Genomic DNA, 14973 nt, shown 5'->3' on the forward strand with positions numbered 1-14973 from the left:
AGATCGCATGTTCGGAAAGCGGACCAATGTCGGAGCGGCGCAGACAGGAGCCGCGCGGCCGGCGCAGCAGCCGGCGCCGGTGAGCAAGGCTCCGGCGCCGGTCGCGGAGCCGGTGATGGCGGTGGCGGCGCCTGCCGCCGAGCAAAAGCGCTCGGAGCAATATTACGTCACCAAAAGCATGATCTTCGGCGCGCTCATCGAGGCGATCGATCTCGCGCAGCTCTCCAAGCTGGAGCCGGAAAGCGCACGCGACGAGATCAGAGACATCGTCAATGAGATCGTCGCGATCAAGAATGTCGTCATGTCGATCGCCGAGCAGGAGGAACTGCTCGAGGATATTTGCAACGACGTGCTCGGCTATGGTCCGCTGGAGCCGTTGCTCATGCGCGACGACATCGCCGACGTCATGGTGAATGGCGCCGCCAAGACCTACATAGAGGTGGGCGGCAAGATCCAGCTCACTAACATCCGCTTCCGCGACAATGCGCAGCTGATGAATATCTGCCAGCGCATTGTCAGCCAAGTGGGCCGCCGCGTCGACGAATCCTCGCCGATCTGTGACGCGCGCCTGCTCGACGGCTCGCGCGTCAATGTCATCGCGCCGCCTCTGGCGATCGACGGCCCGGCGCTCACCATTCGTAAGTTCCGCAAGGACAAGCTCACTCTCGATCAGCTCATCCGCTACGCCTCCATCTCGCCCGAAGGCGGCGAAGTGTTGAAGGTGATCGGCCGCGTGCGCTGCAATGTGCTGATTTCCGGCGGCACGGGCTCCGGCAAGACGACGCTGCTCAACTGTCTCACCAATTATATCGACACCGACGAGCGCGTGATCACTTGCGAAGACGCGGCTGAATTGCAGTTGCAGCAACCGCATGTGGTGCGCCTGGAGACGCGTCCTCCCAATCTGGAAGGGCAGGGGTCCGTGACGATGCGCGATCTCGTCAAGAACTGCCTGCGTATGCGTCCCGAACGCATCATCGTCGGCGAGGTTCGCGGACCGGAGGCGTTCGACCTTCTGCAGGCGATGAACACTGGCCATGACGGCTCGATGGGCACGCTGCACGCCAACTCGCCGCGCGAGGCGCTCGGCCGTCTCGAATCCATGATCACCATGGGCGGCTTCTCGCTGCCGGCCAAGACGATCCGCGATATGATCGTGTCGTCGATCGACATTATCGTGCAGGCGGCGCGCCTGCGTGACGGCTCGCGTCGCATCACCCATATCACCGAGGTGCTCGGCCAGGAGGCGGATGTCGTCACGCTGCAGGATCTCTTCGTCTATGAGATCATCGGCGAGGACGCCAATGGGCGCATCATCGGCCGCCATCGTTCGACCGGCGTCGGCCGGCCGCGCTTCTGGGAGCGCGCGCGCTACTATGGCGAGGAGAACCGGCTCGCCGCGGCGCTCGACGCCGCCTCAGTCATCGACGACGAAAATTGATCGCGGGACCAGACTATGGATCCTCAGTCGCTCTTTTCCGCAGCGCTCGTCATGCTCTCCGTCGGCGGAGTGATGTACGCATTCGTTTATCCCTATCTCTCCGGCGAGATCCTGGCGCAGAAGCGGACGGCGGCGCTGATGTCGTCCGCCGATCGACGCCGCGATGCGCGCAATGGCGATCCGGCCAAGCGTCGCAAGGTGATTCAGGATAGTCTCAAAGATGTCGAGACCAAGAAAAAGGCGAAAGTGACGCTCGAGCAGCGTATCGCGCAAGCGGGGCTCACGACGACGCCTCCGATCTTTCTCCTCGCTTCCGCGGCCTTCGGCTTCGTCATTGCTTTCGTCGCTTTCGTGTTCAATTCCGATCTTCTCGTCGCGCTGGGCGCGGGCGTCGTCGCCGGCGTCGGCGCGCCGCATTGGCTGCTGGGCTTTCTGGCGAAGCGGCGCATCGCCAAATTCATCGCCGAGTTTCCGGGCGCCGTCGACATCATCATTCGTGGCGTCAAAGCCGGCCTGCCGGTCGCCGATTGCTTTCGCATGATCGCGGGCGAGGCGCCGGAGCCTGTGCGCAGCGAGTTTCGTCAGATCGTCGAGTCGCAGACGATCGGCCTGTCGATCGCCGAGGCGACGGAACGCTTCGCAGAGCGCGTTCCGGTGGCGGAAGCGTCGTTCTTCTCGATCGTGATCAGCCTTCAGCAGAAGGCGGGCGGCAATCTCTCCGAGGCGCTCACCAATCTCGCCAGCGTGCTGCGCGAGCGAAAGAAAATGAAGGCCAAGGTGAAAGCCATGTCGGCCGAGGCCAAGGCGTCCGCCGGCATCATCGGCAGCCTGCCGTTTCTCGTCGGGCTCGTCGTCTGGTTCACCAATCCGGCCTATATCGGGGTACTTTTCAATACGACGGTGGGCAATATCATCATCGGAGCGAGCCTGCTCTGGATGGCGATCGGCGTCTTCATCATGCAAAAGATGATCGACTTCGATATTTGAGCGGTCGAGTCGAACGAAAGGTCTGGTTCATGGAGAAGATCGTCGAATTCGCGACCAATGGGCGGCTGGTTTTCAGCGTCCTCGTCGCAATGTCGGTCATCGCCACCATCTGGTCGATCGGCGCGACATTTCTGCAAGGCGACACATTGGCGAAGCGCATGAAGAGCGTCGCCAATGAGCGCGAGCGCATCAGGGCGCGCGAGCGCGCGGCGGCCAAGGCCGACGGCGGCGGTCTGCGGCAGCAGCCCAAGCAATATATGAAGAATGTCGTCGACCGCTTCTCGCTGTCGACATGGCTCAACACCGACGACGCCAAGCTGCGCCTCGCCTCGGCCGGCTATCGAGGGCCGCAGGCGGAGGTGGCGTTTCTGTTCTTCCGCCTGGTGGCGCCGATCGCTTTCGCGCTCTTTGCGGTGTTCTATCTCGTCGTGCTCGACGATTCCGATTGGCCCTTGCTCACGAAATCGGGAATTGTGATCTTCGCGACCTATCTCGGCGTCAAGGCGCCGGAGCTGTTCATCAGCAATACGATCACCAAGCGGCAGGAGAGCATGCGCATCGCTTTTCCCGACGCGCTCGATCTTATGCTGATCTGCGTCGAATCCGGCATGTCGGTCGATCACGCTTTTCGCAAAGTGGGACAGGAGATCGGCGTGCGTTCGGCCGCGCTGGCGGAAGAGTTCGCGCTGGCGACGGCGGAGCTCTCCTACCTGCCGGATCGTCGGCAGGCGTTTCAGAATTTGACGGCGCGCACCGGGCTCGAGAGCGTGAAGCAGATTTCGACCGTGCTCATTCAGGCCGAGAAATATGGCACGCCGCTCGGTCGCGCGCTTCGCGTCACCGCGCAGGAGAGTCGCGACATGCGCATGGCCGAGGCCGAGCGCAAGGCGGCGGCTCTGCCGCCAAAGCTCACTGTCCCGATGATTATTTTCTTCCTGCCGGTGCTGATGGTCGTCGTTATGGCACCGGCGATCATTCAGGTGATGTCGCAGAGCTGGTGAGTGCGCCGAGCTTTCCGCGCGGCGCAGGCGTTTCGGCGCTCTTTCGCTTCGTCTTCTCGCTGTAGATCTGGATCTCGCGCCAGCTGTTGGATTGCGCGATCATCTGGCGGATGGAGGCGACATTGGCCGCAGCGTCGATCGGCGACAGATCATAGCGAGACCAATTTTCGGCCTCGTCGAACTTGCCTTGCAGCGCGAGCACGAGCGCGAGATTCTGGCGCACGCGCATGTCGGCGGCGGGCTGCGCGGCGGCCGTCAGCAATGTGCTCTCGGCCTGCGGCAGCTGCTTGGAGAGCGCGTAAGAGAGGCCGAGATTAGAGAGCACTTTCGGATCGTCGGGCTTGATCTTCAGAGCCGTCTGATAATAGTCGCGCGCTTCTTCATGATGGCCGAGCTGATCGGCGATCGAGCCCTGCGCGGAGAGCACCGACCAGTCCGGGCGTTCGGGAGTATGGGCGCGCGAGAGCACATCGGCCGCTTCGCGCAGGCGCCCCGCGTCGGCGAGCGATTTGCCATAGGCGCCGAGAACGGCGAGATCGTCGGGATAGCGAATGGCCAGCCCTTGCAGCACGGCGACGGCCTGGACATTGCGGTCGAGCGCGTGAAGCGCGCGCGCATATGTCAGAGCGACGGATTTGTTCTTCGGGTCGGCGTCGAAGCGATGGCCCCATTCCTCGGCGAAGCGGCGTAGCTGGGCTTCGTCGGTCGGCAGCTCGGCGCGTCGCGTCGCGCCGAGCGATCCGGCGCCGATCGATCCGGTGACGTCAGAGAACGGCTGGGCGCAGCCGGAGAGCGCGAGCAGGGCGCAGATCGCGAGCGCGCTCGGCGCGCTGCGGCGGCGCGACGCGACGAAATTGGACGAGAACATCGGGCGACCCTCTCTTGCGGTTGAACCGTCTGGGTCGAGCAATAAATCGTTAACCTTGCCGCTTCCTTAACGAGCGCGTTCGGCGATCCTGCGATCGAGCTCCTCGAGGTCGCCGCGCCATTGCTCGAGCGCGAAGCCGAGCGCGAAGACGTGCTCGACGCGTTCGACCGGCAGGCTGCGCAAAATACCTTCTTCGCGCAGTGTGGCGATCTCTCCCGAATAAGCGTCGAACGCCGCTTCCAGCGAGGCGCTGACGTTGGGCGCTCCCGCCGCGGTCAGCGCGGCGCCGCAATCGTGAAGATGGGCGGCGGCCGTTTCCGTGATCGCGGCGAGCGGCGCCTCGAGCCGCAGACGCAGCGCGTCGGGCAGAGGAGTGACCGCGGCGCGGCCGATCATCACGAGGTCGTGCCGCATTCGCAGCAAGGCGCGCAACAGCGGCGCGAGATCGGGTTCGGCGTCGAGGAAGGCGATGCGCTCATGGCGCGCTTCCTGCTCCATTTTGTCGAGGCGGGCGAAGGCGTCGCCGACGCCGCGCTGCAAATCGCGAATGGATTCTGGATCCTGCGGGCGCGCAAAGCCCGAAAACAGCACAGGCAGCGCCCTGGCCATGAGGTCGAGCATGTCGGCGCCGGCCTCGAGCGCGAGAATGCGCGCACGCGCCGGAAAGACGAGATGCGACACAAACAGCGCCACCGCGCCGCCGAGCGCCACCTCGAGCACGCGATCATAGGCCGAGTGAAAGGCCGTGACATGCGTGATGGTCGGCGCGAGCACGACGATGACGCCGGTCGCCGGCGCCACGGAGAAGCGCGGCGTCAGCGCGGAGAGCAGGGCGAGCGGGGCGATGGCGAGGCCGAGCAGCAGGAGCAGCGCGAGCTCATGCGCGCCGGGCACGTAATTGGAGACGAGCCCGGCGTAGATCGCGCCGCCCAGCGTGCCGAAGGAATAGTCGATCGTCGCCTTCACCGAGCGGCCGACGCTCATTTGCGTGAGGATGACCGCCGTCAGCACAGCCCATAAAATCATCGGTGTGCCGAGGAGATGGCCGATTCCGAGCGTCGCCACGGCGGCGATGGTGATCCGCGCGCCGAGGGCGAGCTGGGCGCGATAGCGGGAGAGCGGGCCGATTTCCATACGGGCTCCTATATCGTCTTCGTGTCCTTGGCGTCTTGATGGTAAACAAGCCACAAAGACGCGAATGAACAAGAAAAGAGGTTGAAATGAGCCGATTGGAGGATTGGACGGCGCAAGCGACGCCGATCGACTTCGTCGACAAAGAGAGCTGGCCGGTCGTCGCCGAGACCTTGCCGCCGGCCCTCGCCGCTTTCGCGCGCGCTTGCGGCTTCGACGGCAAGGTCGGCGCGCATCTGCTCGCGCCGGGGCCGGATGGCGCGCCGGCAGTGGTTCTGTTCGGCGTGGAGGCGGCGGGGGCGCGTCATCGCGATCCTTTCCTTCCCGGCAAGCTCGCGACTCTATTGCCGCCGGGCCTCTATCGTCTGCGCGAAGGCGTTTCGGATTCTTATGCGGCGGCGCTGGCCTTTCTGCTCGGCGGCTATTCCTTCTCGCGCTATGTCACGCCGAAAAAGGAGCTCCCGCGCCTCTGCGCGCCGCAAGACGCCGATCGCGCGCGCATAGAGCGCGTCGCGGCCGCTCTCTCTCTCGGGCGCGATCTCGTCAACACGCCCGCGAATGATCTCGGGCCGGAGGCTCTTGCCGAGGCGGCGCTGGCGCTCGCCGCGCGACATGGCGCGCAGGCGCGCGTCATTGTGGGCGATGCGCTGCTGTCGGAGAATTTCCCGCTGGTCCATGCGGTCGGCCGCGCGGCGGCGCAGGCGCCGCGACTCGTCGATATGTCCTTCGGGCCGGAAGAGGCGATGAAAGTGACGCTGGTCGGCAAGGGCGTCTGCTTCGACAGCGGCGGCCTCGACATCAAGCCGAGCAGCGCCATGCTGCTGATGAAGAAGGATATGGGCGGCGCCGCCACGGCGCTGGCTCTGGCCGATATTCTGATGGGTTCTTCCGCGCGCCTGCGCCTGCGGGTGCTGCTGCCCATCGTCGAGAACGCCATTTCCGCCGACGCCATGCGGCCGGGCGACATTTACCCGAGCCGCAAGGGTCTTTCCGTCGAAATCGGCAATACGGACGCCGAAGGGCGTCTCGTTCTCGCCGACGCGCTGGCGTTGGCGTGCGAGGAGGAACCCGATCTGCTGATCGATTTCGCGACGCTCACCGGCGCCGCGCGCGTCGCTCTCGGCCCGGAACTGCCCGCCTTCTATACGGGAGACGATTCTCTGGCGCTGGAGATCGAGACTTACGGCCGCAAGCTCGGCGATCCAGTCTGGCGGCTTCCTTTGTGGGAGCCCTATGATTCGCAGCTCGAAGGCAAAGCGTCCAATATCGTGAATGTGTCGTCGAGCGCACATGCGGGCTCTATCACGGCGGCGCTGTTCCTGCGCCGTTTCGTGAACAAGCCGGAGAAATGGGCGCATTTCGATCTCTTCGCCTGGAATCCTTCCGCCAAGCCGGGCAGACCGGAGGGCGGCGAGATTCAAACGGCGCGCCTCCTCGCCGAATTGATCGAGGAGCGCGCCGCGCGTTGGAGCGTGAAGGCATGAGCGAGAGCTTCGACAAAAGGCTGACGCCGGCGCGGCCCGATCTCGCCGCGCGTCATCTCGAGGGCAAGGTCGAGGCGGCGCGCTTCGTCGACGGGCGGCGGATGCAGGTGAAGGGAGGCGTCGCCGATCTGAAGCGCGAGCCTCGGCCGGATGCGCGGCTCGACACGCAGGCGCTCTATGGCGAGACGGTCATCGTCTATGACGATGAGGAGGGATGGTCCTGGGTCCAGCTCGAGCGCGATTCCTATGTCGGCTGGATCGCCGCCAATGTTCTGTGGAGCCGGATCGAGACGCCGACGCATCGCGTCTGCGTTCCCCGCACCTTTGTTTTTCCGCGGCCAGAGATCAAGGACCCGCCCTTGCTGGCTCTGCCGCTCGGCGCGGACGTCGAGATCGTCGGCGAGCGCGACAAGTTTTTGATCGAGGCCGGCGGCGGCTTCCTCTATCGCCCGCATCTGACGCCGCGCGAGGCGCGCGTCGCGGATTTCGTCGCCATGGCGGAGAGTCTCATCGGCACTCCCTATCTTTGGGGCGGCAAGAGCTGGCTCGGCGTCGATTGCTCGGGGCTGGTGCAGACCTCGCTCGCAATGGCCGGGATAGAGGCGCCGCGCGACACGGATTTGCAGGAGAAGGGGCTCGGTCGCGCGCTCGCAGAGGGCGAGCCGTTGCGGCGCGGCGATCTCGTCTTTTGGAAAGGGCATGTCGGCATAATGCAGGATGCGGAGCGCCTGCTGCACGCCAACGCCTTCCATCTTCAGGTCGCGAGCGAGCCCTTCGCGCCGGCGCGCGAGCGGATTCTCGCTTCGGGCTCGGCGGTGACGAGCGTACGGCGCCTCATCGAATAAGGGATTGGAGTGAGGGATATGCCCGAGCCGCTCTATCTCGAAGACCTCTTCGTCGATCAGCGCTTTCGCGCCGGGCCGATCGAGGTGACGATCGAAGAGATCAAAGCTTTCGCGAGCAAATTCGACCCGCAGCCCTTTCATCTCGACGAGGCGGCGGCGACGAGCAGTCTGTTCGGCGCCATGGTTGCGAGCGGCTGGCACACCGCTTCCCTCACAATGCGGCTGCTGACGCAATGCGCGACTTTCTCCGGCGGGCTGATCGGCGTCGGCGGCAAGATCGAATGGCTGCGGCCGGTGCGGCCCGGCGATCTCTTGAGCGTCGAGGTGACGATCCGGCGCATCACAGCGTCGAAATCCCATGACGATCGCGGAATGGTCGCCATTCGCGTCGTCACCTCCAATCAGCGCAATGAGCCGGTGCAACTGCTGGACGCCAATGTGATGGCCTTCCGCCGGTCGAATCCGACGTAACGGTCGTCGAGCCTCGGCGCTATTTGAATTTCTGAAAGGCGCGCAGCAGTCGACGCAAGGCGACGAGGCTGGAGGTTCGACTGGGATCATAGGCCGGATTGCCGCCGGCGAAGCCCGCCGCATAGTCTGTGATGACGGCGGCGGCCGCGAAGGGCAGGGCGAAGCGCTTGGCCAGGATCGCCTCCGGCGCGATCGACATGCCGAGCGCATCGGCGCCGAGCATACGGGCCATTTTCACTTCGGCCGGGGTCTCGTAGCTCGGGCCGGAGAACCACATGAGCACGCCTTCGTTCAGCGTCACCCCGGCGCCGGCGCTGGCCTGCTTGAGCCGTCGCAGCAGCCTTTTGTCATAGGCGCCGTTCATATTCACGAAATTCTGCCCTGCGGCGCCGATGAGAGGGTTCAAGCCGCTGAAATTAATGTGATCGGTCACGCTGAAAATAGAAGAGGGCTGGAAATCCGCATTGGTCGAGACCGCGAGGCCGGTGGAGAGAAGTGCGCGCACGTTCAAATGCATCAATGTCTCGATCGGCGAAGACATGAGGCTCGGATCGCCGCTCTCGTAGAACTCCGAACGGCCCTTCAAGAACAGCATGGGCGCGCCTTCGACGAGGCCGATCAGAAGCTCGCCGCCCTCGATCTCGGGAAATCCCGGCAGCTCGGAATAGGGAATGGCGACCGCCTGCTCGCCGATATCGGCGGCGGCGAGAAATTCGCGTCCGAGCACGACCGCGGTTTCGATCGGCCCCAGAGGATTGCGCGCGCCGATGATATCGGCGGCGTCCCTTGCGCGCGTGCTCATGAATAGCCTCGAAAGAATTCGAATCGTCGCCGCCGAGTGTGACGAAGCCAAGACTTCGCCGCAAGGGCGCGCGTGATTTTTGCCCGCGCGGCTCTCGCCGCGATCAGGCCTTGTCGCCCGGGTGCGGCTCGGCCTCTATGCGGAAGGCCGCGGCGAAGAGTGCGCGCGTATAATCACTCTTGGGCGCGGCGAAGACCTCCGTCGCCGGGCCTTCCTCCACCACCTTGCCGTGGCGCATGACGATGAGATGCGCCGCCAGCGACTTCACCACCTTGAGATCGTGGCTGATGAAGAGATAGGCGAGGCTGTGCTTGGCCTGCAGCTCGCGCAGCAGATCGACGATCTGCGCTTGCACGGACATGTCGAGCGCCGAGGTCGGCTCGTCGAGCACGATGAATTTCGGCTTCAGCACAATGGCGCGGGCGATGGCGATGCGCTGGCGCTGACCGCCCGAGAATTCATGCGGATAGCGATCCATCATGGCGGGATCGAGCCCCGTCTCGGCCAGCGCCTTGGCGACGATCTCGCGCGTCTCCTCGAAGGAGAGGCCGCGCATCTGCACGCCGAGGCCCTCGGCGACGATTTCCGCGACCGACATGCGCGGCGACAGCGAGCCGTAAGGGTCCTGGAAGACGATCTGCATGTCGCGGCGCAACGGGCGCATTTCTTTCACGGTCTTCGCGTCTATGCGTTCGCCGAGATAGAGGATCGGCCCCTCGGAGCGGATGAGGCGCAGAAGCGCGAGGCCGAGCGTCGTCTTGCCGGAGCCCGATTCGCCGACGACGCCGACCGTCGAGCCGCGGCGCACGGCGAGAGTGACGCCGTCCACCGCCTTGATATGGCCGACCGTGCGGCGCAGGAAGCCGCGCTTGATCGGAAACCAGACCTTGAGATCATCGGCGGCGACGAGAACGGGCTCGTTCTCGTCCTCCACCGGCGGCGCGCCCTTGGGCTCCGCCGCGAGCAGCGCCTTGGTGTAGGGATGCTCCGGCGCGGAGAAGACTTTCTCGACATCGCCCTTCTCGACGATGCGGCCATGCTGCATCACGCAGACATCATCGGCGAAGCGCCGCACCAGGCCGAGATCATGGGTGATGAAGAGCATGGCCATGCCATAGGTCTTCTGCACGCGCTCCAGCAGAGCGAGAATCTGCGCCTGCACGGTCACGTCGAGCGCCGTGGTCGGCTCGTCGGCGATGAGCAGGTCCGGCCGATTGGCGAGCGCCATGGCGATCATCACGCGCTGGCGCTGGCCGCCCGACAATTGATGCGGAAAAGCGGTGAGGCGTTCGGAGGGATTCGGAATGCCGACCTCGCCGAGCAGCTCCACGACGCGCGCGCGGATTTTTTCCGCGCCGCGCGCGCCATGCAGCTCGAGGATTTCGCCGATCTGCTGCTCGATCGTCTGCAGCGGATTGAGCGAGGTCATCGGCTCCTGGAAGACCATTGTGATCTTCGCGCCGCGAATGGCGCGCAGCTCGGCGTCCGATGCCTTCAGAATATCCTCGCCGGAAAAGTCGATGCGTCCCGATGTGTGGATCGCCGCCGGCGGCAGCAGCCGCACGATGGAGAGCGCGGTGATGGATTTCCCGGAGCCGGATTCGCCGACGAGCGCCAGCGTGCGCCCACGTTCGACCGAGAAGGAGACTTTATCGACCGCGAGCGTCTCCTTGCCGCCTTGCGAGAAGGCGATGGAGAGATCGCGGACGTCGAGGAGGGGAGAAGAGCCCATGCGATCGTTCACCGGAAGGTCTTTCGCGGGTCGAAGGCGTCGCGCACCGCTTCGCCGATGAACACCAGAAGCGAGAGCATCAGCGCGATGATGACGAAGCCGGTGAGGCCGAGCCAGGGCGCCTGGAGGTTGGATTTGCCTTGCAGCAGCAATTCGCCGAGCGACGGCGAGCCCGGCGGCAGGCCGAAGCCTAAGAAGTCCAGCGAGGTCAGCGTCGTGATCGAGGAATTGAGAACGAAGGGCAGAAAGGTCAAGGTCGCGACCGTGGCGTTGGGCAGGAGATGGCGCGTGATGATGCGGAAATTGGAGAGGCCGAGCGCGCGCGCGGCGTTCACATATTCGAAATTGCGCGCGCGCAGAAATTCCGCGCGCACCACATGCACCAGCGACACCCAGGAGAACAGCAGCAATATGCCGAGCAGCACGAAAAAGCCCGGCGCGAGGAAGGAGGAGACGATGATCAGCAGATAGAGCTGAGGCAGCGACGACCATACTTCGATGAAGCGCTGGAAGACGAGATCGATCCACCCGCCGAAAAAGCCCTGCACCGCGCCTGCGGCGACGCCGACGATGGAGGAGATGCTCGCCAGAATGAGGCCGAACAGCACCGATAGTCGGAAACCATAGAGCAGACGCGCGACGACATCGCGGCCTTGGTCATCCGTGCCGAGCCAGTTCCATTCGATCGCCGAGCAGCCGAGATGCGCTTTCTCCGGTCCGAGCTTCTTGGCCGCGGCGGACTCGCATTGCGACTTGGTGAGCAGCCATGTCGGTGGCGAGGGCGCGGGCGTCGGCAGATCGAGATTATGCGTGTCGTAGGAATAGTGAATCGGCGGCCAGATCATCCAGCCGTTCGCTTCGATCTCTTTCTCGATGGTCGGGTCGCGGTAATCGGTGCGCGCGAGAAAGCCGCCGAATTTCTCTTCCGGATAATCCTTGAAGATGGGGAAGAGCAGCTCGCCCTTGTAATAGGCGAGCACGGGCTTGTCATTGGCGAGGAAGTTGGACGCCAGCGACAGCAGAAAGAGCGCCATGAAGACAAAGAAAGACCAATAGCCTCTGGAATTGGCCTTGAAATTCTGCAGCCGGCGGCGGTCGATCGGCCGCAGGTGAAACAGCCCGCCGCCCGGAATTTCCGGCGCGAGTTTCATCGTCGGGGCAGGGATGCTGGTCTCGTTCATCGGTCAGACCTCGCGCGTCTCGAAATCGATGCGCGGATCGATCCATGTGTAGGTGAGGTCCGAGAGGAGATTCACCACGAGGCCCAGCAGCGCGAAAATATAGAGATTGGCGAACACCACCGGATAATCGCGATTGACGATGGATTCGTAGGAGAGATAGCCGAGCCCGTCGAGCGAGAAGATGGTCTCGATCAGCACGGAGCCAGTGAGAAAGGCATGCACGAAGGCGCCCGGAAAGCCGGAGACGACGATGAGCATGGCGTTGCGGAACACATGGCCATAGAGCACGCGGTTTTCGGTCAGGCCCTTCATCCGCGCCGTCTGCACATATTGCTTGCGGATCTCGTCGAGGAAGGAGTTCTTCGTCAAAAAGGTCTGCGTCGCGAAGGCGCCGAGCGTCATGGCGAGCACGGGCAGGCAGATGTGCCACAGATAATCGCCCACCTTGCCGATGAGCGACAGCTCCGAGAAATTCTCCGAGACGAGGCCGCGCAATGGGAAAATCTGCCAAAAGGAGCCGCCGGCGAAGAGCACGATGAGCAGCATTGCGAAGAGAAAGCTCGGTATCGCATAGCCGATGATGACGAGATTGGAGGTCCAGGCGTCGAAGCGCTCGCCGTCGCGCACCGCCTTGGCGATGCCGAGCGGAATGGAGACGGAATAGGAGATGAGCGTCATCCATAAGCCGAGCGACATTGAAACGGGCAGCTTCTCGCCGATGAGCTTCAGCACGCTCTCGTCACGGAAATAGCTGCGGCCGAAGTCGAAGACGGCGTAATTCTTCACCATCAGCAGGAAGCGTTCCCAGGCCGGCTTGTCGAAGCCGAACTGCTTTTCCAGCTCGGCGATGAATTTGGGATCGAGCCCCTGCGCGCCGCGATATTTGGAGGCGCCTTCCGCGCCGGCGCCCGGCGTCGCCGCGCCGCCGCGGCCGACATCGCCGCCGCCGCCGGAAAAGCGCGAGGTCGCGCCCATGTCATAGCCCTGCAGCTGCGCGATGACGCGCTCGACAGGGCCGCCCGGCGCGAATTGCACAATGGCGAAGGAGATGAGCATGATGCCGAGGATCGTCGGGATCATCAGCAAAAGGCGTCGCAGAATATAGGCGGCCATATTCGTTCAACGCCCCGTGTAGTTGATCTTGCGCGCTTTGGCGTCGTCCCACCACCATGTCGCGGCTATGCCCGGGTCGAAGCGTGGGTAGCGCTCCGGGCGGCCGAACACATCCCAATGGGCGATCCAATGCGTCGGCTTGTAATAATGCGGAATCCAATAATAGCCCGCGATCAGCACACGATCGAGAGCGCGGCAGATTGCGACGAGCTCGGCGCGCGAGTTTGCGAGCAGCGCCTTTTCGATGAGGGCGTCGACGACCGGATCGGCGACGCCGATCACATTGCGCTCGCCTTTGGTTCCCGCCGCTCGGGAGCCGAACATGACGCGCAGTTCCTCGCCCGGCGAATAGCCCATGCGCGGGCGCTCCATGATGATGTCGTAGTCGAAATCGTCGAGCCGCGCCTTGTATTGCGCGGAGTCGACGATCCGGATGCGCGCATTGACGCCGATAAGCTTCAGATTTTTGACGAAGGGCTGAGTGAGACGTTCGAAGAAGCTCGAATTATAGAGAAATTCGACTTCGATCGGTTTGCCGCTCGGCAGGCGCGTCACGCCGTCCCTGCGCGTGCACCCGGCCTCGGTCAGCAGATCGATGGCCTTGCGAAGCAGATTGCGGTCTTGACCAGATCCATCGGACACGGGCGGCTGGAAGGGCGCATCGAAGACTTCTTTCGGCAACTGATCGCGAAACGGCTCCAGCAACGCGAGCTCGGCGGGCGTCGGCGGACCTACCGCCTCGAGGTCCGAATTCTCGAAATAGGAGCTCGTCCGCTTGTAGGAATCATACATAAGGTTGTGATTGGTCCACTCGAAGTCGAAAGCGTAGCCGAGCGCCTTGCGCACGCGCGGATCGGAAAAAACCGGCCGGCGAATGTTCAAAAACCAGCCTTGAGAGTTGGAATTGTTGTAGTCGGGGATTTCCTCGCGCTTGACGCGCCCCTCGCGAAAGGCGGGGAAGTCGTAGCCTGTCGCCCAAATCGCGGAAGTGAACTCCTCGTGCGCGGTGAAGGAGCCGGCTTTGAACGCCTCGAAGGCGACGTTGCGATCAGCGTAATAGTCGAAGCGGATCACGTCGAAATTGGCTTGGCCGACATTGACCGGCAAGTCTTTCGCCCAATAGTCCGGCACGCGCTCGAAGGATATGAAACGGCCCGGGTTGAAGGGCCCGACCTTATAGGCCGAAGAGCCGAGAGGCGGCTCCATCGTCGTCTCGTTGAACTTGTGTTTCGTATAAAATGCTTTGGAGAAAATCGGCTGACTGGCGACCACGATCGGCAGGTCGCGCGTGCGACTCGGCGCGAGCTTCACGACGAGAATGTCGTCTGCGATCGCCGTCGCGCTCACGAGGTCGCGCAGCGATTGCGAGATCGACGGATGGCCCTCATTCTTCAAAATATCGAGAGAGAAGGCGACGTCATGGGCAGTGAGCGGCGAGCCGTCATGAAAGCGCGCTTCTCTGCGTAGCATAAAAGTGTAGGTGAGCTTATCGGCGGAAATGCGGACCTGCTTGGCGACGAGGCCGTAGAGCGCGTCGCGCTCGTCGAGGCTGCCTGCCATCAATGTATCGTAGACGAGTCCGATGCCCGCAGCCGGATTGCCGCGCAAAATATAGGGGTTGAGCGAATCGTAGCTGCTCGTCTCGGGCGGCGGCGGCTCCATCACCAGCGTTCCGCCCTTGGGCGCATTGGGGTTCACATAGGCGAAATGCGGAAAATCGGCGGGCTCGGCGAGCTCGCCGAAAATGGAGAGCCCATGGCTCTCGGTCTCGCCCGGGGCTGCTTCGGCGAGGGCGGGGCGCATAGCCCATCCCGGCAGGGCCAGCCCCGCGAGGCTCGAGATGGCGGCGAGCGCCCGGCGGCGCGTCACGGGAAGAAAATTGCGTGTTTCAGCCAAGGTGATCTCGCTTTCGGGGCG

13 protein-coding genes are annotated in these 14973 nt (G+C 63.7%); 6 read left to right on the plus strand and 7 right to left on the minus strand.

From position 1 onward, the window contains the following. Positions 1 to 7 precede the first annotated feature (7 nt). Genes C5689_RS06885 through C5689_RS06895 form a run of 3 tightly spaced genes read left to right on the plus strand, consistent with a single transcriptional unit; the run spans position 8 to position 3429 of the window. Complete coding sequence (locus C5689_RS06885; RefSeq protein WP_108916522.1) at positions 8 to 1441, plus strand: TadA family conjugal transfer-associated ATPase; 1434 nt, start codon at positions 8 to 10, stop codon at positions 1439 to 1441. Positions 1442 to 1456: 15 nt separating this feature from the next. Next, positions 1457 to 2428, plus strand: coding sequence for a type II secretion system F family protein (locus C5689_RS06890; protein ID WP_108916523.1), 972 nt, complete (start codon positions 1457 to 1459; stop codon positions 2426 to 2428). A 29-nt stretch (positions 2429 to 2457) separates the two neighbouring features. After that, a complete protein-coding gene (locus tag C5689_RS06895; RefSeq protein ID WP_108916524.1) occupies positions 2458 to 3429 on the plus strand; it encodes a type II secretion system F family protein in 972 nt (323 codons plus the stop codon). On the opposite strand, the gene C5689_RS06900 is transcribed toward C5689_RS06895, so the two are convergent. Beyond that, positions 3401 to 4297, minus strand: coding sequence for a tetratricopeptide repeat protein (locus C5689_RS06900; RefSeq protein ID WP_108916525.1), 897 nt, complete (start codon positions 4295 to 4297; stop codon positions 3401 to 3403). The genes C5689_RS06895 and C5689_RS06900 overlap by 29 nt on opposite strands. A gap of 66 nt (positions 4298 to 4363) precedes the next feature. Beyond that, positions 4364 to 5431 (minus strand): FUSC family protein, encoded by a 1068-nt coding sequence (locus C5689_RS06905; RefSeq protein WP_108916526.1) that lies wholly within the window; start codon positions 5429 to 5431, stop codon positions 4364 to 4366. An 86-nt stretch (positions 5432 to 5517) separates the two neighbouring features. Between C5689_RS06905 and C5689_RS06910 the strand changes: the two genes are divergently transcribed. Genes C5689_RS06910 through C5689_RS06920 form a run of 3 tightly spaced genes read left to right on the plus strand, consistent with a single transcriptional unit; the run spans position 5518 to position 8228 of the window. Next, complete coding sequence (locus tag C5689_RS06910) at positions 5518 to 6912, plus strand: leucyl aminopeptidase family protein (RefSeq protein WP_108916527.1); 1395 nt, start codon at positions 5518 to 5520, stop codon at positions 6910 to 6912. Next, positions 6909 to 7757: a C40 family peptidase gene (locus tag C5689_RS06915; protein WP_108916528.1), complete on the plus strand. Its 849-nt coding sequence runs from the start codon at positions 6909 to 6911 to the stop codon at positions 7755 to 7757. The genes C5689_RS06910 and C5689_RS06915 overlap by 4 nt, the downstream gene beginning before the upstream one ends. 18 nt (positions 7758 to 7775) lie before the next feature. Continuing rightward, positions 7776 to 8228: a MaoC family dehydratase gene (locus C5689_RS06920; protein WP_108916529.1), complete on the plus strand. Its 453-nt coding sequence runs from the start codon at positions 7776 to 7778 to the stop codon at positions 8226 to 8228. Positions 8229 to 8247: 19 nt separating this feature from the next. Here C5689_RS06920 and C5689_RS06925 read toward each other — a convergent pair whose 3' ends face one another. From C5689_RS06925 to C5689_RS06945, 5 genes are all read right to left on the minus strand, one after another. Further along, positions 8248 to 9030 (minus strand): phosphorylase family protein, encoded by a 783-nt coding sequence (locus C5689_RS06925; protein ID WP_108916530.1) that lies wholly within the window; start codon positions 9028 to 9030, stop codon positions 8248 to 8250. A 103-nt stretch (positions 9031 to 9133) separates the two neighbouring features. After that, on the minus strand, positions 9134 to 10762 hold the full coding sequence (locus tag C5689_RS06930; RefSeq protein ID WP_174800267.1) for an ABC transporter ATP-binding protein: 1629 nt from the start codon (positions 10760 to 10762) through the stop codon (positions 9134 to 9136). An 8-nt stretch (positions 10763 to 10770) separates the two neighbouring features. Further along, on the minus strand, positions 10771 to 11913 hold the full coding sequence (locus tag C5689_RS06935; RefSeq protein WP_425293394.1) for an ABC transporter permease: 1143 nt from the start codon (positions 11911 to 11913) through the stop codon (positions 10771 to 10773). 33 nt (positions 11914 to 11946) lie between these two features. Further along, complete coding sequence (locus C5689_RS06940) at positions 11947 to 13056, minus strand: microcin C ABC transporter permease YejB (RefSeq protein ID WP_108916533.1); 1110 nt, start codon at positions 13054 to 13056, stop codon at positions 11947 to 11949. Positions 13057 to 13062: 6 nt separating this feature from the next. Then, positions 13063 to 14952 (minus strand): extracellular solute-binding protein, encoded by a 1890-nt coding sequence (locus tag C5689_RS06945; RefSeq protein ID WP_207783457.1) that lies wholly within the window; start codon positions 14950 to 14952, stop codon positions 13063 to 13065. Positions 14953 to 14973: the final 21 nt, after the last annotated feature.

This window comes from Methylosinus sporium, assembly GCF_003113265.1.
Classification (GTDB): Bacteria; Pseudomonadota; Alphaproteobacteria; order Rhizobiales; family Beijerinckiaceae; genus Methylosinus; species Methylosinus sporium.

Coding starts and splice junctions, on each gene's coding strand:
- C5689_RS06885 (WP_108916522.1), top strand. CDS start 8: ATGTTCGGAAAGCGGACCAATGTCGGAGCGGCGCAGACAGGAGCCGCG.
- C5689_RS06890 (WP_108916523.1), top strand. CDS start 1,457: ATGGATCCTCAGTCGCTCTTTTCCGCAGCGCTCGTCATGCTCTCCGTC.
- C5689_RS06895 (WP_108916524.1), top strand. CDS start 2,458: ATGGAGAAGATCGTCGAATTCGCGACCAATGGGCGGCTGGTTTTCAGC.
- C5689_RS06900 (WP_108916525.1), bottom strand. CDS start 4,297: ATGTTCTCGTCCAATTTCGTCGCGTCGCGCCGCCGCAGCGCGCCGAGC.
- C5689_RS06905 (WP_108916526.1), bottom strand. CDS start 5,431: ATGGAAATCGGCCCGCTCTCCCGCTATCGCGCCCAGCTCGCCCTCGGC.
- C5689_RS06910 (WP_108916527.1), top strand. CDS start 5,518: ATGAGCCGATTGGAGGATTGGACGGCGCAAGCGACGCCGATCGACTTC.
- C5689_RS06915 (WP_108916528.1), top strand. CDS start 6,909: ATGAGCGAGAGCTTCGACAAAAGGCTGACGCCGGCGCGGCCCGATCTC.
- C5689_RS06920 (WP_108916529.1), top strand. CDS start 7,776: ATGCCCGAGCCGCTCTATCTCGAAGACCTCTTCGTCGATCAGCGCTTT.
- C5689_RS06925 (WP_108916530.1), bottom strand. CDS start 9,030: ATGAGCACGCGCGCAAGGGACGCCGCCGATATCATCGGCGCGCGCAAT.
- C5689_RS06930 (WP_174800267.1), bottom strand. CDS start 10,762: ATGGGCTCTTCTCCCCTCCTCGACGTCCGCGATCTCTCCATCGCCTTC.
- C5689_RS06935 (WP_425293394.1), bottom strand. CDS start 11,913: ATGAAACTCGCGCCGGAAATTCCGGGCGGCGGGCTGTTTCACCTGCGG.
- C5689_RS06940 (WP_108916533.1), bottom strand. CDS start 13,056: ATGGCCGCCTATATTCTGCGACGCCTTTTGCTGATGATCCCGACGATC.